Annotated in this window: 22 protein-coding genes and 1 pseudogene; 10 read left to right on the plus strand and 13 right to left on the minus strand. The window is 71.1% G+C overall.

What is annotated here, in order from left to right; translation table 11 throughout:
- Window positions 1–284 precede the first annotated feature (284 nt).
- Complete coding sequence (locus OG787_RS10125; protein WP_405534973.1) at window positions 285–1,136, minus strand: helix-turn-helix transcriptional regulator; 852 nt, start codon at window positions 1,134–1,136, stop codon at window positions 285–287.
- Between the two features lie 85 nt (window positions 1,137–1,221).
- On the opposite strand from OG787_RS10125, the gene OG787_RS10130 reads away from it, so the two are divergent.
- The 3 genes from OG787_RS10130 to OG787_RS10140 all read left to right on the plus strand — a co-directional run bounded on the left by OG787_RS10130 (window position 1,222) and on the right by OG787_RS10140 (window position 3,905).
- A complete protein-coding gene (locus OG787_RS10130; protein ID WP_405534975.1) occupies window positions 1,222–2,034 on the plus strand; it encodes an SDR family NAD(P)-dependent oxidoreductase in 813 nt (270 codons plus the stop codon).
- Between the two features lie 51 nt (window positions 2,035–2,085).
- Window positions 2,086–2,283 carry a DUF4236 domain-containing protein gene (locus OG787_RS10135; RefSeq protein WP_369029479.1) on the plus strand — a complete coding sequence of 66 codons (198 nt, stop codon included), beginning with the start codon at window positions 2,086–2,088 and terminating at the stop codon, window positions 2,281–2,283.
- Window positions 2,284–2,375: 92 nt separating this feature from the next.
- Window positions 2,376–3,905, plus strand: a complete 1,530-nt coding sequence (locus tag OG787_RS10140) for a helix-turn-helix domain-containing protein (protein WP_405534976.1) — start codon at window positions 2,376–2,378, stop codon at window positions 3,903–3,905.
- Between the two features lie 79 nt (window positions 3,906–3,984).
- Here the strand turns inward: OG787_RS10140 and OG787_RS10145 are convergent, their stop codons facing one another.
- Window positions 3,985–4,434 (minus strand): SsgA family sporulation/cell division regulator, encoded by a 450-nt coding sequence (locus OG787_RS10145; RefSeq protein ID WP_405534977.1) that lies wholly within the window; start codon window positions 4,432–4,434, stop codon window positions 3,985–3,987.
- A 249-nt stretch (window positions 4,435–4,683) separates the two neighbouring features.
- On the opposite strand from OG787_RS10145, the gene OG787_RS10150 reads away from it, so the two are divergent.
- The 3 genes and pseudogenes from OG787_RS10150 to OG787_RS10160 all read left to right on the plus strand — a co-directional run.
- Window positions 4,684–5,703, plus strand: a complete 1,020-nt coding sequence (locus tag OG787_RS10150; RefSeq protein ID WP_405540458.1) for an ROK family glucokinase — start codon at window positions 4,684–4,686, stop codon at window positions 5,701–5,703.
- Between the two features lie 255 nt (window positions 5,704–5,958).
- The gene (locus OG787_RS10155; RefSeq protein WP_405534978.1) at window positions 5,959–7,392 is read left to right on the plus strand and encodes a sugar porter family MFS transporter; all 1,434 of its coding nucleotides are present in this window, start codon (window positions 5,959–5,961) and stop codon (window positions 7,390–7,392) included.
- Window positions 7,389–7,610, plus strand: a pseudogene (locus tag OG787_RS10160) (WhiB family transcriptional regulator); the annotation flags it as partial. The gene OG787_RS10155 and the pseudogene OG787_RS10160, both read left to right, overlap by 4 nt.
- Window positions 7,611–7,655: 45 nt before the next feature.
- Here OG787_RS10160 and OG787_RS10165 read toward each other — a convergent pair.
- From OG787_RS10165 to OG787_RS10175, 3 genes are all read right to left on the minus strand, one after another.
- Window positions 7,656–10,463, minus strand: a complete 2,808-nt coding sequence (locus OG787_RS10165; RefSeq protein ID WP_369029445.1) for an AAA family ATPase — start codon at window positions 10,461–10,463, stop codon at window positions 7,656–7,658.
- 250 nt (window positions 10,464–10,713) lie between these two features.
- Window positions 10,714–11,313, minus strand: a complete 600-nt coding sequence (locus OG787_RS10170; RefSeq protein WP_405534979.1) for a TetR/AcrR family transcriptional regulator — start codon at window positions 11,311–11,313, stop codon at window positions 10,714–10,716.
- On the minus strand, window positions 11,310–11,642 hold the full coding sequence (locus OG787_RS10175; protein WP_369029443.1) for a non-heme iron oxygenase ferredoxin subunit: 333 nt from the start codon (window positions 11,640–11,642) through the stop codon (window positions 11,310–11,312). The genes OG787_RS10170 and OG787_RS10175 overlap by 4 nt, the downstream gene beginning before the upstream one ends.
- Window positions 11,643–11,829: 187 nt before the next feature.
- Between OG787_RS10175 and OG787_RS10180 the strand changes: the two genes are divergently transcribed.
- On the plus strand, window positions 11,830–13,197 hold the full coding sequence (locus OG787_RS10180) for a lanthionine synthetase LanC family protein (RefSeq protein ID WP_405534980.1): 1,368 nt from the start codon (window positions 11,830–11,832) through the stop codon (window positions 13,195–13,197).
- A 16-nt stretch (window positions 13,198–13,213) separates the two neighbouring features.
- Here OG787_RS10180 and OG787_RS10185 read toward each other — a convergent pair whose 3' ends face one another.
- The 7 genes from OG787_RS10185 to OG787_RS10215 form a co-directional block, all read right to left on the minus strand.
- Window positions 13,214–15,307 carry a SpoIIE family protein phosphatase gene (locus OG787_RS10185; protein WP_405534981.1) on the minus strand — a complete coding sequence of 698 codons (2,094 nt, stop codon included), beginning with the start codon at window positions 15,305–15,307 and terminating at the stop codon, window positions 13,214–13,216.
- A gap of 101 nt (window positions 15,308–15,408) precedes the next feature.
- Window positions 15,409–16,080 carry a GntR family transcriptional regulator gene (locus OG787_RS10190; RefSeq protein ID WP_235474292.1) on the minus strand — a complete coding sequence of 224 codons (672 nt, stop codon included), beginning with the start codon at window positions 16,078–16,080 and terminating at the stop codon, window positions 15,409–15,411.
- 76 nt (window positions 16,081–16,156) lie between these two features.
- On the minus strand, window positions 16,157–17,158 hold the full coding sequence (locus OG787_RS10195; protein ID WP_369029440.1) for a proline racemase family protein: 1,002 nt from the start codon (window positions 17,156–17,158) through the stop codon (window positions 16,157–16,159).
- Window positions 17,159–17,200: 42 nt separating this feature from the next.
- On the minus strand, window positions 17,201–18,100 hold the full coding sequence (locus OG787_RS10200; RefSeq protein ID WP_405534982.1) for a dihydrodipicolinate synthase family protein: 900 nt from the start codon (window positions 18,098–18,100) through the stop codon (window positions 17,201–17,203).
- A gap of 125 nt (window positions 18,101–18,225) precedes the next feature.
- The gene (locus OG787_RS10205) at window positions 18,226–19,752 is read right to left on the minus strand and encodes an FAD-dependent oxidoreductase (protein ID WP_405534983.1); all 1,527 of its coding nucleotides are present in this window, start codon (window positions 19,750–19,752) and stop codon (window positions 18,226–18,228) included.
- On the minus strand, window positions 19,733–20,050 hold the full coding sequence (locus OG787_RS10210) for a (2Fe-2S)-binding protein (RefSeq protein WP_405534984.1): 318 nt from the start codon (window positions 20,048–20,050) through the stop codon (window positions 19,733–19,735). The genes OG787_RS10205 and OG787_RS10210 overlap by 20 nt, the downstream gene beginning before the upstream one ends.
- Window positions 20,047–21,219 (minus strand): NAD(P)/FAD-dependent oxidoreductase, encoded by a 1,173-nt coding sequence (locus OG787_RS10215; protein ID WP_369029436.1) that lies wholly within the window; start codon window positions 21,217–21,219, stop codon window positions 20,047–20,049. The genes OG787_RS10210 and OG787_RS10215 overlap by 4 nt, the downstream gene beginning before the upstream one ends.
- Window positions 21,220–22,024: 805 nt before the next feature.
- On the opposite strand from OG787_RS10215, the gene OG787_RS10220 reads away from it, so the two are divergent.
- The 3 genes from OG787_RS10220 (at window position 22,025) to OG787_RS10230 (ending at window position 24,397) form a co-directional block, all read left to right on the plus strand.
- Window positions 22,025–23,266 (plus strand): cytochrome P450, encoded by a 1,242-nt coding sequence (locus OG787_RS10220; protein WP_405534985.1) that lies wholly within the window; start codon window positions 22,025–22,027, stop codon window positions 23,264–23,266.
- 174 nt (window positions 23,267–23,440) lie between these two features.
- Entirely contained in the window at window positions 23,441–23,944 is a 504-nt protein-coding gene (locus OG787_RS10225; RefSeq protein WP_405534986.1) for an alcohol dehydrogenase catalytic domain-containing protein, read from the plus strand.
- Between the two features lie 99 nt (window positions 23,945–24,043).
- A complete protein-coding gene (locus OG787_RS10230; RefSeq protein WP_405534987.1) occupies window positions 24,044–24,397 on the plus strand; it encodes a hypothetical protein in 354 nt (117 codons plus the stop codon).
- A gap of 62 nt (window positions 24,398–24,459) precedes the next feature.
- Here OG787_RS10230 and OG787_RS10235 read toward each other — a convergent pair whose 3' ends face one another.
- The gene (locus tag OG787_RS10235; protein ID WP_405540820.1) at window positions 24,460–24,678 is read right to left on the minus strand and encodes a hypothetical protein; all 219 of its coding nucleotides are present in this window, start codon (window positions 24,676–24,678) and stop codon (window positions 24,460–24,462) included.
- Window positions 24,679–24,805 lie beyond the last annotated feature (127 nt).

The following is a 24,805-nucleotide window of genomic DNA, read 5'->3' on the forward strand; positions in this document are numbered from 1 at the left end:
CCTCCGGCCACTCGGGCAACCGGCCGTGTCCGCAGGGGCACCCCGGCGACCGGATCAGCAAGTCGCCCCAGCCTGCGACGGTGTTCGCCGTGGCCGGACATCCGACCGCTGCGCTGAGCGGACCCGGTGCCGGTGAAGTCGACCGCGGTCCGGCGACGCGGCCGAGGGGCGCGGGGCTGTGTCGAATTTGCAGCTACCGCTGCGTGGGCGCGACCAGCCACGACGGTGCCGCAGCCGAAAGACAAGCCGAAAGACAACCCGTCACGGTACATCCGGCGGAGCGCTCAGCGCCGATATTCGCCGGCCCCGGCTCCCAGCACGTTCAGAAGCGCCAGCGCCTCGGCGCCGGGCGATCCCGGCGGCGCGCTGTAGAGCACGAGATGCTGGTCGCGGTCCGTGAGCGTGAGTCTGTCGCAGTCGACGGTGACCTCCCCGACGACCGGGTGCCGGAAGGTCTTCGTGAGCATCGGCGCGGCCTGGACGTCGTGCCGCTCCCAGAGCCGGGCGAAGTCGGGGCTGCCGTCGCGCAGTTCGTCGACGAGGCCGGTCACCGCGGGATCGGAGGGGTACCGGGCGAGGGTGGCGCGGAGTTCCATGACGACGTGGTGCCGGAACTCGGCGGCGTCGGAGATCCCGTACAGCGGTGTGTCGGGTCGCGTCGGTCCGAGGAACGCCCGGCGCGCGAGATTGCGGTCCTCGGGGGCGAGTTGGGCGAAGTCCTCCATGAGCGCGGCCGCGAGGTCGTTCCACGCGAGCACCTCGAACGCGGCGGAGACGACGAACCCGGCCGTCTGCGGCAGCCGTTCGAGGAGCGCGAGGACGCTCGGGCGGACATCGCGCCGGTGCAGCCGGGTGCGGATCGGCGCGGTGCCCGCGAGGACGTGGAGGTGGTCGGACTCGGCGTCGGTGAGCCGCAGCGCGCCAGCGATCCCGGCGAGGACCTCGCCCGACGGCCGTGGCGCCCTGCCCTGTTCGAGCCGGACGTAGTACTCCGTGGAGATGTGCGCGAGGACCGCGGCCTCCTCACGGCGCAGCCCCGGTGTCCGGCGTCGCGGTCCGGAGGGGAGGCCGACGTCCTCCGGCCGCAGCCGCTCGCGCCGGCTGCGGAGAAACGCCCCGAGTTCCTGCTTGTCCATACCCCGAGTCTGCACGCAGAACGGCGCCGGATCCTGGTACCGCTTGTGCCTGTATCCGGTTCCTGGGGCCGCGCACGCTGTTGGCATGACAACCGACAACAACACCAGCCCCGCCATCACCTCCACCTCCACCTCCACCCCGATCGGCCTGCTCACCGGCAAGGTCGTGCTCATCACCGGCGCCAGCCGTGGCATCGGGGCGGCCGCGGCCCGGCTCTTCGCCGCCGAGGGCGCCGCCGTCGTGCTGGCCGCCCGCAGCACCAAGGCCCTCGACGACATCGTCACCGAGATCCGCGCCGACGGCGGCGCCGCCGACGCCGTCACCCTGGACCTCGCCGACCGTACGAGCATCCGCGCGGCCGTCGACCGCGTGGAGGAGCTGCACGGACGACTCGACGGCGCCTTCAACAACGGCGCGACGATCCAGCATCCCGGCCCGCTCGACACCACGAGCGACGACGACATCGACGAGCAGTTCGCCGTGAACTTCCGCTCGCACTGGACGGCCATGAACGCCGAGGCCGCACTCATGCGACGCGGCGGTGGCGGGGCGATCGTCAATACGTCGAGCATCGGCAGCCGCCGCGCGAACCCGGCCCTCCCCGCGTACGGCGCCATGAAGCGCGCGCTCAACAGCATCACCGAGACCGCTGCCGCGAGCTGGGGCCCTGAGGGCATCCGGGTGAACGGCATCACCCCCGGCGGCACCGCCACGGAGATGATCGACGCGTGGGAGGCGGCCACCCCGGGCATCGTCGAGCGCATCACCACGTCGATCCCGCTCGGCCGCATGGCCGAGCCCCACGAGGTGGCCGAGGTCGCCGCCTGGCTGCTCAGCGACCGCGCGTCGATGGTGACGGGCGCGATCGTGCCGGTCGACGGCGGCGCGGGCGCCTGAAAGGAGGGGTGTTGCGGCCATCACCACGCCGATCCGGGGTACCCGACGCCCATGGCACTCACATTCCGCAAGAGCTTCCGCATCCTCCCGGGCGTCCGGCTGAACATCAACAGGCGCTCCTGGTCGATCACGTCCGGCGGCGACCACGGGCCGCGGCGCACCCACAGCAGCACAGGACGCCGTACGACCTCGATGGACCTGCCCGGACCGTTCGGCTGGCGTCGCACACGCACCAAGAAACGCCACTGACGACCGTCCGGGAACCGGCAACAACTGACGGTCCGTCACCCACACGGACTCCCCAGAAGGCGCCATCTCATATCTGAGATAGCCTCAACCCCATGGCAGACGACTACCTCGTACGTATCGGCAAGCTCATCCGTGACGCCAGGCAGCATCGGGGCTGGACACAGACGCAGCTCGCCGACGCACTCGGCACCAGCCAGAGCGCCGTCAATCGCATCGAACGCGGCAATCAAAACATCAGCCTTGAGATGATCGCCCGAATCGGTGAAGCGCTCGACAGCGAGATCGTCTCCCTGGGGTACGCGGGTCCGATGCATCTGCGGGTGGTCGGCGGTCGCCGCCTCTCCGGCTCGATCGACGTCAAGACCAGCAAGAACGCCTGTGTCGCGCTGCTGTGCGCCTCGCTGCTCAACAAGGGGCGCACCGTGCTGCGCCGGGTCGCCCGTATCGAGGAGGTGTACCGCCTACTGGAGGTACTCGGCTCGATCGGTGTACGCGCCCGGTGGATCAACGACGGTGTCGACCTGGAGATCGTGCCGCCCGCCGAGCTGGACATGGAGGCCATCGACGCCGAGGCGGCCCGCCGTACGCGCTCGATCATCATGTTCCTCGGCCCGCTGCTGCACCGTATGGACCGCTTCCAGCTGCCGTACGCCGGTGGCTGCGACCTCGGTACGCGGACCATCGAGCCGCACATGATCGCGCTGCGCCGGTTCGGCCTCGACATCGCGGCGACCGAGGGGCTCTACCACGCCCAGGTCGACCGGTCGGTCTCCCCCGGCCGCCCGATCGTACTGACCGAGCGCGGGGACACCGTCACCGAGAACGCGCTGCTCGCCGCCGCCCGGCACGAGGGCGTGACCGTCATCCGTAACGCGTCCTCCAACTACATGGTCCAGGACCTGTGCTTCTTCCTGGAGGCGCTGGGCGTACGGGTCGAGGGCATCGGCACGACGACGCTCACCGTGCACGGCGTACCGACCATCGACGTGGACGTCGACTACTCGCCCTCCGAGGACCCGGTCGAGGCGATGAGCCTGCTGGCGGCGGCGGTCGTCACCGAGTCCGAACTGACCGTGTGCCGGGTGCCGATCGAGTTCCTGGAGATCGAGCTGGCGGTCCTGGAGGAGATGGGGCTCGACCACGACCGTACGGACGAGTACGTCGCCGACAACGGCCGTACGCGCCTGGTCGACCTGACGGTCCGGCCCTCCAAGCTGGAGGCGCCGATCGACAAGATCCACCCGATGCCGTTCCCGGGCCTGAACATCGACAACGTGCCGTTCTTCGCGGCCATCGCGGCATCGGCCCAGGGCAAGACCCTCATCCACGACTGGGTCTACGACAACCGCGCGATCTACCTCACCGACCTGAACCGCCTCGGCGGACGCCTCCAACTCCTCGACCCGCACCGGGTCCTGGTGGAGGGCCCGACCCGCTGGCGAGCGGCCGAGATGATGTGCCCGCCCGCACTGCGACCGGCCGTGGTGGTCCTGCTGGCGATGATGGCGGCGGACGGCACGTCCGTACTGCGGAACGTGTACGTCATCAACCGCGGGTACGAGGACCTGGCGGAGCGGCTCAACTCGGTGGGGGCGCAGATCGAGATCTTCCGCGACATCTGACGGTTTTCCGAGAAGGCGCTGCCACCGAGTGTGGCAGCGCCTGTCGATGCGGTCTGTCGATGCGGCCTGTCGATGCGGTCTATCGATGCGCCTCTCCTGGGCCGCCCAGTAGTTGGTGGACGGTTCCGTCCAGGTCCAGGTGGCGGTCCTCGGTGCCGGTGGGTACCACCGCGAGGGTGCGCAGGAGGAAGGCGTCCAGGGCTCGTGCCGAGGCCGCCACGACGACCTCGCCCTTCCCCGGGGACTGGCGCAGCGCGATGCACGTCTTCCTGACCCAGGAGCATCGTGACGGCCAGACCTGGACGTCGCCGGCGCCGGTGAGTCCTTGTTGTCCGGCCAGGAGGAGATCGCGGCCGAACACCCATCGCACGCTGTCCTCGGCACTCACGTGGAACGTCAAGGACACCGCGTACGGATCGGTGCACTTGTAACAGAGGTCGACCATCACGGGCCGGTCCACGCCCTCGGCGACGACCAGGCGGACAAGTATCCGGGACACCACCAGAGTGAGACTGTCATGTTCTCTCATCACATCACCGCTCGGTAAACCGGTGCGATCAAGGGGCTGCGCGAGTCATCGCCTCACGATCCTCGATGGCGCGGAGAGTTCCGTCATCAGTCAAACGACTCGGCGGCCTTCACGGTTCGACTGCCGGTACGAAACGCAGTCGAACGACTTAGGCAACTCGTCGCCGGAACAAGGAGGCTGAGGTGATCCCCGGACCGGTCGCGACCGTCGGCTCCGGGGCGTCGACACGATGAAAGGAACGCCGTGACGATCTCCCTGCGCGAGTACCGCGGACAGCCCTCCACCGAGCAGACCGGTGGTCTGACCGTGGGAGTCGACCTCGGCGGCACGAAGATCGCCGCCGGAACGGTCGACCCCGGCGGGGCGGTCGTCTCCCGGGTGCGCATCCCCACCCCTCGGGACCCTGACCGGATCGCCGGGGCGATCGCCGAGGCGGTCCAGCGAGTGCGCCAGGGCTGGGACGGTGTCCGGGCGGTGGGAATCGGGGCCGCGGGATACGTGGACGCGGCACGCTCGACCGTGCGCTTCGCGCCCGACCTGGGCCGGCAGGACAAGGCGATCCGGGACATCGTCCAGGAGGCCACGCGGCTTCCGGTCGTCGTCGAGAACGACGCCAACGCCGCCGCGTGGGGCGAGTTCATCCACGGAGCCGGTGCCGGGCACGAGGACATGCTGATGGTCACCGCGGGCACCGGCTTCGGCGGAGGCATCATCAGCAGAGGCCGGCTCCTGCGCGGACCCTTCGGCATGGCGGGCGAGATCGGCCACTACCGGGCGGTCCCCGACGGTCTCCCGTGCCCCTGCGGTCAGCACGGCTGCATGGAGCAGTACGCGAGCGGAGCGGCCCACACCCGCCGTGCCCGCGAGCTGGCGGCCGCCGATCCGGCGTACGCGGCGGCGGTGCTCGCGCTGGGCGACGGCACCCCGTCCGGTCTGCACGGGCGCCATGTGACCGAGGCCGCCCGGCGCGGCGACCCGTTCGCCCTCGACGTGTTCGCGCGATCGGGTCGCTGGCTGGGTCAGGCCCTCGCCGACCTCGCCTCCATCCTCGACCCGTCCGTCCTCGTCATCGGCGGCGGCCTCGGCGACACCGGGGAGCTGATCCGGCGTCCGGCCGAGGTCGCCTATCGCCGGGCCCTGGGCGGCGGCGCGTACCGGGCCTACGCCGAGGTCCGCACGGCCACCGTCGGACAGGACGCGGGCCTCGTCGGCGCGGCGAACCTCGCCCGTCTCCACGAACTCATCTCGTTCCCGGCGGCCGGCCGCTGACAGCCGCGCTCGCCCAGTCGAGGCCGACGGCCGGGGCTCCGGGCCGTGCCCGAAGGGCAGCGCCGAGGCGCCAGGCAGCCGTCGCCCTCGACCCACTTGCTCATCCCACTTGTTCTATCCACTTGTTCAATCCACTTGCTCAAACCACTTCCTCAACCCACTTCGATCCACGCCCGTACGACCGGTGTGCCCGCCCGGCCCGGGAACCCCCGCCTGCGCGCCCCGCGAACCCGGTCCTGTGAAGGAGTCCTGTCCATGACCGCGAACGCCACTCCCGCGGGGTCGGCCCCGCCCGTGGCCACACCCCCCGCATCCGATCTCCGGCGCATCACCTACATCTCGGCAGCCGCGTCGCTCGGCGGCTTCCTGTTCGGCTACGACAGCGCCGTCATCAACGGCGCCGTCACCGGAATCCAGCACCGCTTCGACGTCAGCGCCGGCCAGACGGGCACCATCGTGGCCTCCGCGCTGCTCGGTTCCGCCTTCGGAGCCGCCGTCGCGGGGCGCCTCGCCGACCGCGTCGGCCGGCTGCGGGTGATGCACCTGGCCGCCGCCCTCTTCGCGATCAGCGCGCTCGGCTCGTCGATGCCCTTCTCCGCCTGGGACCTGGGCGCCTGGCGGGTCGTCGGCGGCATGGCGATCGGCCTCGCCTCGCTGATCGGGCCCAGCTACATCGCCGAGGTCGCGCCGGCCGACCACCGCGGCCGGCTCGCGTCGTTCCAGCAGGCGGCCATCGTGCTGGGGATCACCGCCTCCCAGCTCGTCAACTGGGCGATCGCCCAAGGCGCCGACGGGAAGAGCGAGAACCCGCTGGGGCCCCTGCACGCCTGGCAGTGGATGCTCATGGCCGCTGTCGTACCGGCACTCGCCTACTGGTTCCTCACCCTCCGGATCCCGGAGTCGCCGCACTTCCTCGTCGCCACGGGCCGTCTGGTCCAGGCCCGCGCGGCACTGCGCGACCTAGGGGGAACGCAGACCGGCACCGACGACCGGATCGCCGAGATCCAGCACGCGCTCCGCACCGGCCACAAGCCTCGGGTACGCGATCTGCTCGACGGCCGCTTCGGGCTGCTGCCGATCGTGTGGGCCGGCATCGGGCTCGCGGTCTTCCAGCAACTCGTCGGAATCAACGTCATCTTCTACTACTCGTCGCTGCTGTGGCAGTCGGTGGGCATCGACCAGTCGAGCTCCCTGCTGATCAGCCTGTCGACGTCGATCATCAACATCGTCGGGACGGTCGTGGCCATGCTCCTGATCGACCGGGTCGGCCGCAGACCGCTCGCGCTGACCGGCTCGCTGGGCATGGCCGTCTCGCTGGCCTTCGCCGCCTGGGCCTTCTCGTACCGGACAGGCAGCGGCAGCACTCTGTCCATCCCCGATGCCCAGGGGACCGTCGCGCTGATCGCCGCCCACGCCTTCGTCTTCTTCTTCGCGGTCTCCTGGGGCGTGGTGCTCTGGGTGATGGTCGGCGAGATGTTCCCGCTGCGGATCCGCGCCGCCGCGATGTCGGTGGCGACCGCCGCCAACTGGATCGCCAACTGGGCCGTCACCGAGAGCTTCCCCCGGATGTCGGACTGGAGCCTGTCGTCCACCTACGGCCTCTACGCGTGCTTCGCCCTGCTCTCCTTCGTCTTCGTCGCCGGCCTGGTGCGCGAGACCAACGGCAGGAAACTGGAGGAGATGGGATGACGACGGCACCGAACACCCACTTGCCGGTGAGCTGGTGGCAGGCCGCGTACTGCCGCGGCACCGCCATCGAGACCTTCTTCCCGCCTCCGGGCGACGAGGCCACCGTCCAGCGGGCGTTGTCGATCTGCGCCCGGTGCCCGGTGCGGACTCCCTGTCGGCGGTACGCGCTGAGCCACCGGGAAAGGCATGGCATCTGGGGCGGGTTGACCGAGGAGACACGCGCGACCCTCATACGCATCGGGCCACCCTCACCGACCAGGGGATCACAGAGGGATCCGGCCGTTCCCTCCCGCTCCAGCGGGCTGGAGAGCGGCGAGCACGCCGGCGAGCTTGCCCCGGCTCGTGATGCCCAGGCGGGGATAGATCCGGTACAGGTGGGCCCCGACGGTGCGGTGGGAGATGAACAGGCGCCGGCCGATCTCCCGGTTGCTCAGCCCTTGTGACGCCAGTACGGCTATCTGCATCTCCTGCGCCGACAGCTGCTCGGCGGTGTTCGCGTGCCGCCGACGGCTCGACTCGCCGGCGGCACGCAGTTGCTCGCGGGCCAGCTCGGCCCAGGGCTGGGCGCCGACCTGGTCGAACTCGTCGCGGGCGGTGCGCAACGGGTTCCGGGCGTCCACGTTGCGGCGTCGGCGGCGCAGCCAGCGGCCGTGGTGCAGGTGCAGCCGGGCCCGCGACAGCGTCCAGCCGGCGGGCAGCGCGGTGAGTGCGGCGGCGTAGCGCTCCTCCGCCGTGTCGTCGGGAGCCAGCACGGCGTCGGTGTAGGCGTGTGCGACCACCATCATTTCCGAAGGCAGTCGGCGGGCCAGTTCCGGTAGTTCCGCCAGCAGTTCCCGGGCCTGCGGGACAGTGCCGGCGGCCACTGCGGCGTCCGCCAGATCCGGCGCGAGCAGCCAGCGGCTCACGGAGTGGTAGTGCGGGTCGGCCGGATCGAACGCGCGCGCGAGAAGGTCGTACGCCTCGGTCGTGCGGCCGTCGAAAAGGGCGAGCAGGCCGTCGACCTGTTGTGCCATCACCGTGGCGAACGGCATGCCGGGGAACAGTACGTGGGCGCGGAGTTCACGGATCGTACGCGCCGCGGCCTCGGTCTCCCCGCGCAGCGCCGCCACCAGGCCCACCGTCGCCTTCAGGCCCAGCCAGACGATCCGTTCCCCGGTCTCCTCGGCCAGGGCGAGCCCTTCGCCGGATTCCTCGCGGGCCCGGTCGAGCTGACCGAGGTACACCCGTGGCCAGCTGCCGGCCAGCGAGCGGGCCAGCAGCCCGAGTCTGCCCTGCGACCGCCACACCGCGGCCGCCAGCGACAGGTACCGAGCGGCGCGGGTGGTGTCGCCCAGGACCATCGCGCCGCTGCCGAGGAAGTGCAGGATCCGGCCGTCCTGGCTGTCCGGTTCGAGGTCGTCGAGCCGCGCGAGCACCTCGGCCCCGTGCCGGTACGGCTCGGTGTACGCCCGTACCGTCAGCGCGTGCGGGTCGTCCGGATCGGGGTCGCAGCGAGCCAGTTCGGCCGCCGTCTCGGCGCGCACCTGTGCGTCGCCGTCCTGGAAGAAACATCGTGCGGCCGCACGCCACAGCAGGTTCTCGGCGGTGTCCGCGCCTCCCGCGTCGAACGCCCCGGCCGCCGTGGTGACCATCTCCCGGATACGTCGATGCGGTTCGCCCGGGTCGAACGCGGCTCTGTCGGACACCACCATGAGGCGGGCCCGCTCCAGTGGGCCCAGCTCGCGCATGTCGGCGCGGTCCAGCAACAGCTGGGTGTGGACGCGGTCGTTGATCTCGGCGGCAAGCTCCACCGCCCGGATGAGGATGCCGGTCCGGCGGTGCACGTCATGGACGAGGTCGGCCGCCCGGCGCAGGGCGGGGACGGCGGCCGCCACTTTGCCCCGGGCCTGCGACGCGTCGGCGAAACGCTCCAGCCGGGCGGCCAGTTCCTCGTCCAGGCCGAGCGTGGAGGCGGCCAGGTGGACGAGTTGGCGCTCGGGCATGTCGTCCATCACCTCGGCGAGGGCACGGTGGGTGGCCAGCCGGTCGGCCACCGTGGCGCGGGTGTGGATCGCCGAGCGCATCAGCGGATGCCGGAATTCGAGGCTACGGCCGACCAAGGTCACCAGGCCCGCGTCGACGGCCTCCTGCACGGTGTCCACGGAAACCGTCGAACCGGAGAGACGGCTCGACACGTCAAGCAGCCGGTTCAGCGGGGCGTTCGGCTCGGCGGCCAGAGCCAGGAGGAACGTACGGCACTCCCGGCTCGCCGAGTCGGTACGCGCGGCGAACGCCTCCTCCAGCCGTTGCGGCAGCGGCAGATCGTCCGGCTCCGTGGGCATGGCCTTCACCGCCCTGGGCAGCTCGACCAGGGCCAGTGGGTTACCGGCCGCGCGCTCCAGGACGAGTGCCCGCACCGGCGCCGGCAGGCCGGGGGCGCCGGCGTCGAGCAGTTCGGCGGCGGCCGTCCGGCCGAGCGGCTCCAGCTGGAGGTCCGGGTGCGCACTCAGGCTGTTGGCTTCGGGGTGGTGGATCCGGGAGGCGACGATCATCAGTACGGGGAGGTCGCGGGTGCGCCGGGCGACGAACCTGAGCACGTCCCGGCTGGAGGAATCGACCCACTGGAGGTCGTCGACAAGCAGCAGAAGTGGCTGCCGGTCGGCCGCGTCGGCGAGGAGTTCGAGTACGGCCATGCCGACCTGGAAGATGTGGGGCTCGGCCTCCGTGGCGCTCAACGCGCCGCTCAGCGCCAGTCGGTGCGGGGCCGGCAGGTTGTCGATGCCGTCGGCGGCCGGTTGCAGCAGCAGTTGCAGTGCGGCGAACGGCAGCCACAGCTCGGACTCCACGCCGGATGCGCTCAGCACCCTGAAACCGCTCCCGGCGGCTTCGGCGCCGACCGTGCGCAGCAGAGCCGACTTGCCGACGCCGGGGGTGCCGTGGACCAGCAGCGCGCCGCCGCGCCCGGCCGCCGCGTCCGCCAACGCCCCACGGAGGGTTCGCAGTTCCTCGTCCCGGCCGATCATCGCGCGCATGCCGGTGCTGCCGTTCTGCCCCGCGAGTGGGTTTCCGTAGTGGTTGAGAAGCGATTCCACGGTGAACTCCGTGTCATGTTGCGGATTCACCCCTACTGACCGGACCCGCACGGCGATACGTGACAGAAAGCCAGGTGTGACGTCCGTCTCGGCTCTCGGGTCTCGGTGTCCTCCGGTCCGGCTGGGCCGGGCGCCGGCCGCTCCGCGTGCCGATGGCCCGCTACGGCCCGTTCGTCATGCACACGAGAGCGGAGCTTGGGCACGATCCCATCCCGTGCACGGGATGTCCGAGCGCGGGATGTAGGGCTCCTTACCCGGTCGACCCGGAGGTCAGCCGCTCCACCAGGTCCGCCCAGGTCGCCCGCAGCCGTGCGCCGCTGATCCGGCGCTCGCGCAGGTGGTCCACGCTCTCGAAGCTCACGAAGGCGAGGAGGGCGTGGGCGAGTACGGCATGGTCCCCCTCGGTCTTCGCCTCGCGCAGGAGGGATTCCACGTGGTGCTGGAAGGCGCGGCAGGCTTCCGAGGCGATGCGGCGTTCGCAGAGGATCTGGCGGCCCAGCGCGGCGCCCAGGTCCGCGTCGTCGGTGATGCGCTCGATCAGGGCGGAGCCGAACGCCGTCAGCCGTTCTCTCGGCGGTGCTCCCGGGCCCAGCGGAGGGGGGCCGGAGGTGTACGCCTCCTGGAACTCCGCCTCGGCTTCGTCCAGCAGGGCCAGCAGGAGTCCGTCGCGGTCGCCGAACCGGCGGAAGAGCGTGCCCTTGCCGACCCCGGCCGCCCGCGCGACCTCGTGCATCGTCACATGCTCCGCTCCCCGGTCGGCGACCAGCAGGGCCGCAGCCGCCAGCAGCCGGGCGCGGTTACGGGTGGCGTCGGCGCGCTCCGCGGTGGCGTCGGGCGGCGTCCGCGTCACGGTCCGGTCCGCGGTACGACGTGTGCGTACACGCCTCCGTCCTCGACCTCCACCGGGTACACGGGGACGGGACGGGTCGCCGGCCGGTCGAGGGGCTGCCCGGTGCGCAGGTCGAAGCGGGAGCCGTGCAGCCAGCACTCGACCGTGAGGCCGTCCACCTCGCCCTCGGAGAGCGAGACGGCGCTGTGCGAGCAGACGTCGTGGATGGCGAACACCCGCTGGCCGGTCAGCACGAGGCAGACGGGAACGCCTTCCGCCTCGAACCGCTGGGGGACGCCCTCCTTCAACGCGTCGAACTCACAGACGTACGTGTAGCCGCTGCCGGGCATCGCTCTCCTCACCGTGGCTGATCGCCCACGCTAGTGACGCGGCCCGGGGCCGGCACCCGACCCCGGTCCCGATCCGTCTCGGCCCATGGACCTAAGCCTCCGCCGCCACCCCGTACTGAACCTTCCTTGACCTTCCTCGGCCCGTGGGCGCCTACCCGCGGCGACGGTGCGGCTGTAGCGTGACCGGGTGCCGGAGACGAACGAATCGAGCAGGTCGAGCAACTCGTACGACAGCTACCGGGAGTTGGGCGAGGCCGCCTGGTCGTGGGTGCTGGACCGGATCCGCGACGACGACGGACCCTGGCTGCCGGAGACGGTGTCCGAGGACTCGGCACAGGACGGTCCGGGCCCCTCCCCCGCGGAGGACCGGGACTCCCTGTACGCGGGCATCGCGGGCCTGGCCCCCGTCCTGGCGGAGATCGCCCGGCACCGCGAACTCACCGAGCGGGAGCGGTCGTTGGCGGCCGGGATCGTCAACAGGCTGTCGGCGGCGGCCCGGGACCGTACGGAACCCTCGCTGTACGAGGGGCTGGCCGGTGACGTCACCGCGCTGAGGCTGCTCGAACCGGGATCGGAGTCGGTCGCGCTGCGACGGCTGGCCGAACTGGCAACCCCCGACGGCTGGAAGACCACGGTCAGCTTCGAAGCCGGTTCCGACGCGCCCCTCAACGACATCATCATGGGCACCGCGGGTGTGGTGCTGACCGCCGTCTGGGCGGGCGGCGAGCACGCCGAGTCGATCGCGACGACGGGCTGCGAGGCGCTGCTGCGGGTCGCGGACCGTACGGCGGCGGGCCTGGACTGGGGCATCGGCGCGACCACGGAGTGGCGGGCGCCGAACTACTCCCACGGCACCGCCGGAGTGGCCTCCGCGCTGGCCGTGGCAGGGGCGGCGCTCGGCCGCAAGGACTTCGTCGAGGCGGCGGTGCGGGGAGCCCGACATGTGCTGTCCGTGGGCCTGTTGGACGACGGCGGCTTCATCGTCCCGCACACGATCCCGCCGTCGAAGCGGGAGGTCGAGCCCCTGACGTACACGTGGTGCCACGGCCCGGCGGGCACCTCGCACCTGTTCTCGGCGCTGGCCCACGCGGGCGTGACGGAGGTGTCGGGCCTCGGCGTCGGCGAGCTGCGGCGGCGCTGTCTGACCTCGATCCTCACCTCGGGCGTCCCGCAGCGCCTGCGCCCCGGCTTCTGGGACAACGACGGCCGCTGCTGCGGCACCGCGGGCGTGGGCGACGTACTCCTGGACGCGGCCCAGGACAGTCAGGACCCGGATGCCGCCGACACGCTCGTCCGGGCGGCCCGGGTGATGGGCGACGCCTTGGTGGAGCGGGCCGTCCGGGACGGTGCGGGCGCCCGCTGGCGCTTCGTCGAGTACCGCAAGGAGGACCCGCTGCTGCCCCCGGGCACCACGTGGATGCAGGGCGCGGCGGGCATCGCGGCGTACCTCTTCCGGCTCGCCCGGTTCCTCGAGACCGGGCCGGAGGCCGTCGTCGTGGACCGTCCGGACCAGTGGTGGGCGGTCCCGGAGCGGCTGCGTACGGCCGTCTCCTGAGGCTCGGCGGGAGCGGTCAGGTCAGGGCCTGTTCCGCCCAGATCGTCTTGCCGTTCCTGGTGTGCCGGGTGCCCCAGCTGGTGGTGAGCTGGGCGACGAGGAGGAGGCCCCGGCCGCCCTCGTCGGAGATCCTGGCCCGGCGCAGATGCGGTGAGGTGGAGCTGCCGTCGGAGACCTCGCAGATGAGCGTGCGGTCGTGGATCAGCCGGAGCTGGATCGGGTCGGCGCCGTAGCGGATCGCGTTGGTGACCAGTTCACTGACGACCAGTTCGGTGACGAACGCGGCCTCGTCCAGGCCCCACTCCGTCAGCTGGGCGACGGCACGTCTGCGGGCCTCGGCGACCACCTCGAAGTCGGCGGGCAGGTCCCAGACGCGGACGTGGTCCGCGTCCAGGGCGCGGGTGCGGGCCAGCACCAGGGCCACGTCGTCGCTCGGGTGGGTCGGCAGCAGGGCGGACAGGACCTGGTCGCAGCGGTCCTCCAGCGGGCGGGTGTCGTCGCCGTCGGCCAGGGTCCGGGCGAGCAGGGCGATCCCGAGGTCGGCGTCACGCTCGGTGGCCTCCACCAGCCCGTCCGTGAACAGGGCGACGAGGGTGCCCTCCGGCAGGAGGCTCTCGGTGGTCTCGAAGGGCAGGCCGCCGACGCCGAGCACCGGCCCGACGGCGACGTCCACGACCCTGGTGTCGCCGTCCGGCAGGACCAGCACGGGTGGCGGATGGCCGGCGCTGGCGACGGCCAGCTCGCGGGAGACCGGGTCGTAGACGGCGTACAGACAGGTCGCCCCGGTGGCTCCGACGCCGATCCGCGCGTCGCTGGCGTCACTGTCGTCGTCGGCGGCGAGGCGCAGGACCAGGTCGTCGAGGTGGGCCAGGAGTTCGTCGGGCGGCAGGTCGACGTCGGCCAGGGTCTGGACCGCCGTACGCAGTCTGCCCATGGTCGCCGAGGCCTGGATGCCGTGGCCGACCACGTCGCCGACGACCAGGCCGACGCGGGCGCCCGACAGCGGGATGACGTCGAACCAGTCGCCGCCGACGCCCGCGCGGGAGTCGGTCGGCAGATAGCGGGAGGCGACGTCCACCGCCGACTGCCGGGAGGGGCCGCGCGGCAGCAGGCTCTCCTGGAGGGCGAGGGCGGTGGTGCGCTCGCGGGTGTAGCGGCGGGCGTTGTCGACACACAGGGCGGCGCGGCTCGCCAGTTCCTTCGCCAGGACGAAGTCGTCCTCGTTGAAGACGTCGTCCCGGGTGCGGAGCAGGACGGCGACCCCGAGGGTCGTACCGCGTGCGATGAGCGGCACCGCGACCAGCGAGGTGACGACGGTTCCGCGCAGGCTCTCGGCCCGTTCGGGCGCGCTCGCCATCCAGTGGTCGAAGTCGGGGGCGCCGCTGCGGCTGAGCACCGTCTGTCCGGTGCGCAGCGCCCTCGCGGGCGGGGAGTACGGCGGGTACGTGTCCGTGGCGCCCAGCCCCATCACCGCGCCGGGCACCCACTCCGAGCCGGAGGCGTGGGCGAGGCGGCGCAGCACGACCTCGCCGTCCGGCCCCGCCTCGGCGGGCTCGTCGCCGCGCATGACCGCCTCCAGCAGGTCGACGCTGGCGAAGTCGGCGAACCGGGGAACGACCAGGTCGGCGAGTTCCTGGGCGGTGCGGTCGAGGTCCAGGCTGGTGCCGATGGACACGGCCGCCTCGTCGAGCACCGCGAGCCGCTGCCGTGCCCAGTGCTGCTCGCTGCTGTCGAACCCGGCCATCCCGACCGCGCGCACCTCGCCGGAGGCGTCCCGGACGGGCCACAGCTCCAGGTTCCAGGCGTGCTCGCGGATCCCGGAGGGGGCCCGGGTGAAGCTCTCGTAGTGCGCGGGCTTGCCCGTCGCGGCCACGTCCTTCAGCGCCTGGAGCGTGCCGCGCCAGTCCACGTCCTCCGGGACCCCGTGCGGGAAGACCCGGCCGAGCAGCGCGTGCTCCTCGGCGCCCATCACCTGGCAGGCCACGTCGTTGAGCCGCCGGTACCGCTGCTCGATGTCGAACACGGACATCGAGTACGACGCCTGCTGGAACGCCTGTTCCACCAGGTCGGGTCCGGCCTGATGTTCGTCGTCCGCGTGCTCGGAGGCCATGGATTCAGTGTCCTCCCGCCGCCCGGAGGGCAACAACCGAACACGTCCGAACGCGCACGGTGAGTTCGCGTACGCCATTCGCGCAACGGGCGCGGGGAGATTCAGTGGGCCCAGTCGCCCCGGACATGGCCCAGATGCCGGGTCATCGCGGTCCGTACGCCTGCCGCGTCCCGGGCGAGGAGCGCGTCGAGGATCTCCAGGTGCTCCTCCGCGCTGGACGTCAGCAGACCCCGCTCGGCCAGCGCGGTCAGCCCGTACAGCCGGGACCGTTTGCGCAGGTCACCGACGACCTCGACCAGATGCTCGTTGCCGGCCAGGGCGAGCAGCCCGAGGTGGAAGCGGCGGTCGCTGTCGACATAGGCGATGAGGTCGCCGCTCTCCGCCGCGGCCACGCTGTCCGCCGCGTCCTTGCGCAGCGCTTCCAGCGCGGCCGGGTCGGCGGTCGCGGCGAGGCCGACGGTCGTCGGGATCTCGATCAGCGACCGGATGTGGGTGTACTCGTCGAGCTGCCGCTCGGAGACCGTGGTGACCCGGAACCCCTTGTTGGGTACGGGATCGACCATGCCCTCCTTCACCAGGTCGAGCATGGCCTCGCGCACCGGGGTGGCCGAGACGCCGAAGCGGGCGGCGAGGGAGGGCGCCGAGTAGACCTCGCCGGGCCGCAGTTCACCGGCGACGAGCGCGGCCCGCAGCGCGTCGGCGACGCTCGCCCGATAGCTGGGCCGCGGCCCACCGAGGCTGGGCAGGGCGGGGCCGGTGCGCTGAGCGGCCATGGGTGTCTCCTGGATGGATCTCGGAACTCGCTGGTTGTCGGTTGGCTGATCGTTCGTTCGCTGATTCGTGGCGGAGTCAGAGTACGAAGCCGGCCGGGAACGGATCGTCCGGGTCCAGCAGGTACTGGGCGGTGCCCGTGACCCAGGCCCGCCCGGTGATCGTGGGCACCACGGCGGGGCGCCCGGCGACCTCGGTGCTCTCGACGAGCCGCCCGGTGAACGACGTACCGATGAAGGACTCGTTCAAGAAGTCCTGGTGCAACGGGAGTTCACCGCGCGCGTGCAGCTGGGCCATGCGCGCGGAGGTGCCGGTGCCGCAGGGCGAGCGGTCGAACCAGCCGGGGTGGATGGCCATCGCGTGCCGGGACCGGGTCGCGTCCGAGCCGGGAGCCGCCAAGTACACATGGTGGACGCCGTTGATGGTCGGGTTCTCAGGGTGTACGGGGGGACGGTCGGCGTTGATCGCGTCCATCAGGGCGAGTCCGGCGGCGAGGATGTCGTCCTTGCGGTCACGCTCGAAGGGCAGGCCGAACTCGTCGAGGGGCAGGATGGCGTAGAAGTTCCCGCCGAAGGCGAGGTCGTACGTGACGGTGCGACCGTCGGCGAGGGTGGCTTTCCGCTCCAACTCCACCGCGAAAGAAGGCACGTTGCGGATGGTGACCGCCTTGGCCGCACCGCCCTCCACGGCCACCTCGGCGACGACGAGCCCGGCCGGGGTGTCGAGCCGGATGGTGGTGACCGGCTCGACGACCGGGACCATGCCCGTCTCGACGAGCACGGTCGCGACACCGATCGTGCCGTGGCCGCACATCGGCAGATAGCCGGAGACCTCGATGTAGACGACGCCGTAGTCGCAGTCGGGCCGGGTCGGCGGCTGGAGGATCGCCCCGCTCATGGCGGCGTGCCCGCGCGGCTCGTTCATCAGGAAGTTCCGTACGTCGTCCCGGTGTTCGCGGAACCACAGCCGGCGTTCGTTCATCGTGTCGCCGGGGATGGTGCCGATCCCGCCGGTGACGACCCGGGTCGGCATGCCCTCGGTGTGCGAGTCGACGGCGTGCAGGACGAGCTTGCTGCGCATGGGGGCGATCCTCTCAGGTCGGCGGGCAGGCAGAGTTTCGGTTCAGGCGAGGCCGAGGGCGACGGCCTTCTCGGTGGCCTCGCGGACCGCCTTCTCCTGCTCCGGCAGCAACGGCATGCGCGGCGGCCGGACGGGACCGCCGTGCCTGCCGACGATGTCCATCGACAGCTTGATCGCCTGCACGAACTCGACCTTGGAGTCCCAGCGGTGGAGTGCGTGCAGCTGCTGGTAGAGCGGCAGGGCGGTGGCCAGGTCGCCCGCGACGGCGGCACGGTACAGCTCGACCGTGGCCCGGGGAAGAGCGTTCGGGTAACCGGCGACCCAGCCGACGGCCCCGGCAGTGGCCAGCTCCAGCAGGACATCATCGGCGCCGATCAACACATCGAGTTCCGGGGCGAGTTCCTGGATCTGGTAGATGCGCCGGGTGTCCCCGGAGAACTCCTTCACGCCCTTGATGAGCCCGGCCGCGTGCAGCTCGGCCAGCAGCTCGGGGGTGAGGTCGACCTTGGTGTCGATGGGGTTGTTGTACGCCACGATGTCGATCCCGACCTCGGCGACGGCCGCGTAGTGCGCGAGCACCGAACGCTCGTCCGCCCGATAGGCGTTGGGCGGCAGCAACATGACGGCGGCGCAGCCGGCGTCCTTGGCCTGCGCGGCCCAGCGAGCGGACTCGGCGGAGCCGTAGGCGGCGACGCCGGGCATGACCCGGTCCCCACCGATCGCGGCGACGGCGGTCTCGACGACCTTCACCCGCTCCTCGGCTGTGAGCACCTGATACTCACCGAGGGAGCCATTGGGCACGACACCGTCACACCCGTTCTCGACGAGCCAACGGCAATGGTCGGCGTAGGCCTCGTAGTTGACGCTCAGATCGTCGTTGAGCGGCAGCGCGGTGGCGACAAGAACGCCGCGCCAGACGGGGACGGGAGCGGTGGTGCCCATAAGAACCTCCAGTTTTCGAGATACGGGGGGGGAAGCGCCCCTGCTTTTAGGGGCGCGGGGCTGTTTCTAATTTGCGGCTCCGCCGCGTGGGCGCGACCAGCCACAACGGGCCGGCAGATAAATCACTACCGATCGGGATCATTCGCCAGCACGCCCAACGGCACGGGCCGAGCAAACGGCCGCTTGGCCGAACCCACCGAACACCCCGCGACCCCGGCGACCCCGGACGCGCAGACCCGCCCCTGGCACCACCCCATACCGGCCCGGGTGAGCAACTTGACGGTACGCAGATCCGACGCCCCCAACTCCCCCACCGCCTCCCGGACTTCCGCAGCCGTCACCTCCTCGCACCGACAGACGACGGTGTCATCGGTGACCTGCTCCACCCAGTGCGCGGGCGGCGCGTACGCGGTATCAACGGCAGCGAAGAACCTCCGCAGCCGGGTACGGGTCCGGGCGGCAGCCGCCCAGTCGGCAGGACGAGGCTCGACTCCCCCCAGCCGCGCGGCGATCGAGCCCCCGGCGATCTCCCCCTCGGCGAGCGCCAGCACCGCTCCCCCGATGCCGGTGGCCTCGCCCGCCGCCCAGACACCGTCGACGTCGGTGCGCTGCTCGGCGTCGGTGACGACGAAGGGGTCGCCGGTGGCGTCGATCGCGCACCCGAGGGTCTCGGCGAGGTCGGTGTGGGCGAGCATGCCGTGGCCGACGGCCAGGGTGTCGCAGGCGATCCGCCGCTCGGTGCCGGGCCGTACCCGGCCGTCCGGGTCCAGTGCGGCGACGGTGACGGCCTCGACGCGGTCGGTGCCATGGGCCGCGACGACGGTGTGACGTACCGTCACCGGGACCTTGTGGCGCAGGAGTTGGGCCGCGTAGTGAACGGCCTCGGCGATCTTCGCCGGGTTGGCGGCGAGTGTCGCGGTGTGCCGTACGAAGTCGGCGGGGTGCGTGGACTCGACGTACGCGGCGACTTCGGCGCCCGCTGCGGCGAGCCCGGCCGCGACCGGCATCAGCAGCGGCCCGGTCCCGGCGACGACCGCGGTACGACCCGGCAGGACGAGCCCGCCCTTGAGCATGGCCTGGGCGCCACCGGCGGTGACCACACCGGGGAGGGTCCAGCCCGGGAAGGGCAGCACCTTCTCGTACCCACCGGTGGCGAGGAGGACGGCGTCGGCGGTGACGGTCTCGGACTGGGTCTGCGCGGGACCGAGAAGGGCATGCACGCCGAAGCGGTCGGCTCCCCAGAACTCCCGCTCCACGAACCAGACATGACGGTCCGCCAGATGGGTGATCCGACCGGCTTCGACATGCACCGCCAGCCGATCCCGCAGCTTCTCCCAGGTCCCCCAGGCATGATGCAGGGCCTGCGGCCGACGCGCCTTCAGCGCCCCAGCGGGCTGCCGGTAGAACTGCCCACCGGCCTGGGCACCCGAGTCGAGCAGCACGACCCGTACGCCCAGGTCGGCGGCGGTCAGCGCGGCAGCGAGGCCCGCCGGACCGGCACCGACGACCGCGAGCGAGACGCCGAGCGGGTCTGGAGTCCGGTGCGCTGGGCGCGCCCCAAAGGGGCGCGGGGAACTGCGCGACCAGCCACGACGGACCCGCGGGTTCGATACGCCCCTTCCCGGGGAGCTCTCAGTCTCCGAGTTCGTCATGACCAACCCCTTCCTGCGTACGGATCGCATCACCAGGTGCAGCCGGCACCAGGCAAGCCCGCTGGTTGGGCCGGTCGTTGACGGTGACGAGACAGTCGAAGCAGACCCCGATACCGCAGAAGATCCCGCGCGGCGCACCACTCCCCCGGGTGCTCCGCCAGGAGGTGATCCCCACCGACCAGAGCACGGCGGCGACGGTCTGCCCGGGCAACGCGGCCGTCTCGTCCCCGTCGACCGTGACGGTGAACGGCGGCCCGGGTTGGGCCCTGGCCAGCTCCAGCGGCGTCCTCTGTCTCACTGATTGCCCTCCTCGAAGCGGTCCGGACGGAACGGCGCGAGGTCCAGATCGGGCCGCTTCCCCGTCAACGACTGCGCGATCAGCTGCCCCGTACCGACCGCGAGCCCGATCCCCGCCCCCTCGTGACCGCACGCGTGATAGAGCCCCGGCGCCCGGGGGTCGGCGCCGATGGCCGGCAGATGGTCCGGCATGTACGGCCGGAACCCGAGGTAAGCGCGCATCGCGTGCACACTCCCGAGCACCGGGAAGAGCGCCGTGGCCTGGGCGGCCAGTCGACGCACGACCGGGAGTGAGAACATCCGGTCGAAGCCGACCCGTTCACGGCTGGCCCCGATCAGCACCGGCCCCGCCGCCGTGCTCTCGACGACCGCCGAGGACTGGAGCCCGGCGTCGCCGCTGGCCACGTCGGCGACATAGTCGGCGGCGTACACCTTGTGCCGTACGGTGCCGGGCGGCAGCGGTTCGGTGACCAGGACGAAGCCGCGCCGGGGCAGCACGGGCAGGTGCACCCCGGCCAGCGCGGCGACCTCACCGCCCCAGGTACCGGCCGCGTTGACGACGGCCGGGGCGTGGATGTCGCCGTGCTCCGCAGTCCGGACGCCGTGTACGGAACCGTCGGGTGCGCACAGGATGCCGGTGACGGCCGTGCCGGTGCGCAGCTCGGCTCCGGCCCGCCGCGCCGCCCGGACGACCTGGGCGGCGGCGAGGGAGGGCATCACCTGGCAGTCCTGCGGGTACAGCACACCGCCCGCGAGGTCGGGGGCCAAGTGCGGTTCCAGGTCGGCGAGTTGACCGGCGTCGACTGTCTCGGCCTCGATACCCGCCGCCCGTTGCCCGGCGGCGAACCCGGTCAGCGCGGCCATGCCCTCCGCGTCGGAGGCGACGACGACCCCACCCTTCGCCTCGAACTCGACGGCGCCGCCCAGACCCGGTTCGGCGGCGAGGTCGTGCCAGAGGCGGGCGGAGAGCAGCGCGAGGTCCAGCTCGGGCCCCGGCTCCTTGTCGGAGACGAGCAGATTGCCCTCACCGGCACCGGTGGTGCCACCGGCCACCGCTCCCCGGTCGAGGACGAGGGTCGCGAGGCCCGCCCGGGCGAGGTAAAGGGCACACGCGGCACCCACCATTCCGGCACCGATGACCACAACATCGCAGGTCAGTCGCTTACTCACATCAGTACAATGTCACATGTTTCTATTCTCGCCAAGGACGCCCAGGCTCGACGACGAGTCTGCTGCGAGCGAGCTGTTGAGCGCGGCATCTGAAAATGAGAGTGAATACCTCAAAATATTAGTGACGCAGGTCACCCTCAGAAGGTGGGCGCATGCTGCCACGGCGATTGGTGCTGGTCACAGCTCCGCGGGCGGATGAGGCGTTCGCGTCGTGGGTGGACCGGATGGCTCGCGTGAACTGTTGTCCACCGGCTGAGGTCGCCGACCTGATGGGGCAGAGCCTTCGGGCGGTGTATGCGGATGCCCGGCCCCCTGCGTTCGGGGTGCAGTGCGATGAGGCGGTCCGGCAGACCGCGTACGCAGCGACGGGTGTCCCTGGCAGGGGCATGCCCCGCACCTGCTGCTCCGTCAGCCCCGTGGTGAGCCGAACCGATCGGACAACGGCGTCGCTGACGTGGTAGCCGAAAGCGTCCGACACCGAAGGGGCATTGAGCATGCCCGCCATCCGCAGTGCCATGGGCCGGGAAGCCCGGTCGAGTCCCGCAAGCGCGTCCACCCAACTCGGGACAGTCCTCGGACTCTACGAAACTCGGGGCAGCCCAGGTCCTCCCGTACCTGCACCACTGGCCGACCGAACATCAACCTCCAGGACACCTTCCACACTGCCGCCACAAGGCCGGGGAGGTAATGCCGGAGCAGAGGGGGCGGGGTCGATCATCAACGTCTCGTCGGTGCACGCAGGGGCATTGATTGTACCGAGCGGTCGACATATCTTTCGTGTGAGCAATCGAGAAGGCGAGGAACCATGACTGAGAACGTGTCCGGAACCGACGTCGCCGAGGAACTTCCGGAGTTCCCCACCCCCCGGTCGAGCCAGTGCCCGTTCGCCCCGCCGCCGGAACTGCTCGGGCTGCACGAGTCGGGGAAAGCCGTGCAGCGCGTGAAGACATGGGACGGCACCACCCCGTGGCTCGTCACGACCCACGACGCGCAGCGCCGGCTGATGACCGACCCGCGGCTCAGCGCGAACATCGGCGCGCCCGGCTACCCGCACACCACCGAGGCCATGAAGGCCCACGCGGCCGAGATCAAGCCGATGATCAACAACACCGACGGGGCCGAGCACACCCGGTGGCGCCGGATGCTGACGAACTCCTTCACCCGGAACCGGATGGAGCGGCTGCGCCCGGAGATCCAGCAGATCACCGACGACCTGATCGACAGGATGCTGGCGGGTCCCAACCCGGTCGACCTCAACGAGGCCTTCTCCCTGCCACTGCCCTCGCTGATGATCTGCGCCCTGCTCGGGGTGCCGTACGAGGACCACGACTTCTTCCAGGAGCACGCCAGCGTCACCAATGCCCGCTACAAGACGCCCGAGGAAGGCGCTCGGTCGACCGAGGAACTGCGCGGCTACATCGCCGGTCTGATCGAGGCCAAGATGGCCGACCCCGGCGAGGACGTCCTCTCCGACCTCGGCGCCAAGATCCAGGAGGGCGTGCTCACCATGCCCGACGCGGCCGCGCTCGGGCACATCCTGCTGGTCGCCGGCCACGACACCAGCGCCAACATGATCACCCTGGGTACCGCGCTGCTGCTGGAGGACCCCGCGCAGCTCGCGGAGCTGCGGCAGCAAGACGACGACCCGAAGTACGTGCAGAAGGCCGTCGAGGAATTGCTGCGCTATCTCACCATCCCGCATCTGCTGGCCCGGCGGGCGGTGCTGGACGACATCGAGATCGAGGGCGAGACCATCCGCGCGGGCGAGGGGATCATCGCATCGCTGCCCGCGGCCAACTGGGACCCGCAGGCGTTCCCCGAGCCCGGGAAGCTCGACCTCACCCGCACCGCATCGCATCACCACGCGTTCGGCTGGGGCCCGCACCAGTGCGTCGGACAGCAGCTGGCCCGCGTCGAACTGCAGGTCGTCTTCAGCACCCTCTTCCGTCGGATACCGACCCTGCGACTCGCGGTCGACGTATCGGAGCTGAAGTTCAAGGAGGACTCACAGGCGTACGGCATCTACGAACTGCCGGTCACCTGGTAACCGTCCCGCCACAGAACGAGCCGCTTCCATGGCCACCATGAAGTCCGTCCTGACCGACTCGATGCACAAGATCGAGGTCGTGGAGGTCGAGCGGCCCGTGCCCGGCCCCAAGGACGCGCTCGTCCGGATCCGCGCCTGCGGGACCTGCGGGACCGACACGTTCTTCGTCCAGACGTGCGGCACCCATACAACAATCCCGACGGCACGGTGGTCCCGCTGCCGCTCGGTCATGAACCCGCCGGTGAGGTCGTCGAGATCGGTGCCGAGGTCACGCAGCTGAAGGTCGGCGACCGGGTGGTCATGGGCCCGCAGGCGGCTCCGTCCGGGATCATCGGCTGCGGCGGCTCGCTGGGCGGGATGAACGAGTACCTGCTCATCGAGGACGCCGTGCCGGGCGAAAGCGTCGCGGTGTTCCCGGACGAATGGCCGTTCGACGTCGCCGCGCTGAACAAGCCGATGGCTGTCGCCCGACACGCCGTCAACCGCTCCGAGGCGTGCCCCTCCGACAAGGTCGTCGTCTTCGGCGCCGACCCATCGGCCTGGAGCCACCATCTGGCTCGAACTGCGCGGCGTACAGCACGTCGTGGTCGACATCATCCCCGAGCGGGTAGACCGCACTGGCCGTCGGCGCCGACGCGGTCATCGACTCCACCGCCGAGGACGTCACAGCACCCCTGACCGAACTGCACGGCCAGGCCGCCAACGCTCTCGGCCAGCCCCGCCCGGGCACCGACATCTACATCGACGCCCGCCGGCGCCCCCGCCGTCTGCCAAGCGGTGATCGACTCCGCCAAGTGGCACGCCAAGCTCGTCATGGTCGCCATCCAGAAGAAGTCCGACCAGATCGGCCTCGGCAGCATGCCGCGCAGCGAACTCACCCTCATCGCCTCCCAGGGCTACCCCACCGCTGTCGCTCCAACACTTGCGCAAGCCAGTCTCGATGATCGAGTAGAGGCCGTTTCCAGCGGGAGAGAACTTCATGGCGCTGTGGGAGTGGTTGTTCGTCGGGCCGGATACCAGCCGGGTACCGCCGACGCTGTTCAAGAACGTCGTGTGGCGGAAATTGTCGTGCGTGTTGAGCGTCTCGACGTGGGCGTTCGCGGCCAGAGGACGGAATTGGACACCATGTAGTCCAGTTCGTGTCCTCCCTGGTGGGTGGGGCCGCCGACCGAGTACCTGTCATCCGAGCTGGCTCAGGGGCCTGCAACGAACGCCGCGTGAGGCGAGGCGGTCTGCTCGCCGGGGCCTGGTCCGACGTGCGGTCGGTCGTCACGTGTCCATCGGATGCTGGGGATGGGGGCGGAGATGAAGGAGACGACCCAGGAGGGCAGCAGGTCACCGGCCGTGACCGCGACGGTGACGTACACGATGAAGGCAGTCGAGGTCCCGAGCCAGACATACAGGGGGCGCATGTGTGTAGGCGAGGAAGATCAGGCCGAAGACCGTGCGAAGGGCGCCGGGGTCGAAGGCCTGGAGAGCGGCGGATCCTTTCTGCGGGGTCGGACCACTCGGCCCGGCCACCGGTTCTCCCCGGAAGAA

It is taken from the genome of Streptomyces sp. NBC_00075 (assembly GCF_045041225.1).
Taxonomy (GTDB): Bacteria; Actinomycetota; Actinomycetes; order Streptomycetales; family Streptomycetaceae; genus Streptomyces; species Streptomyces adonidis.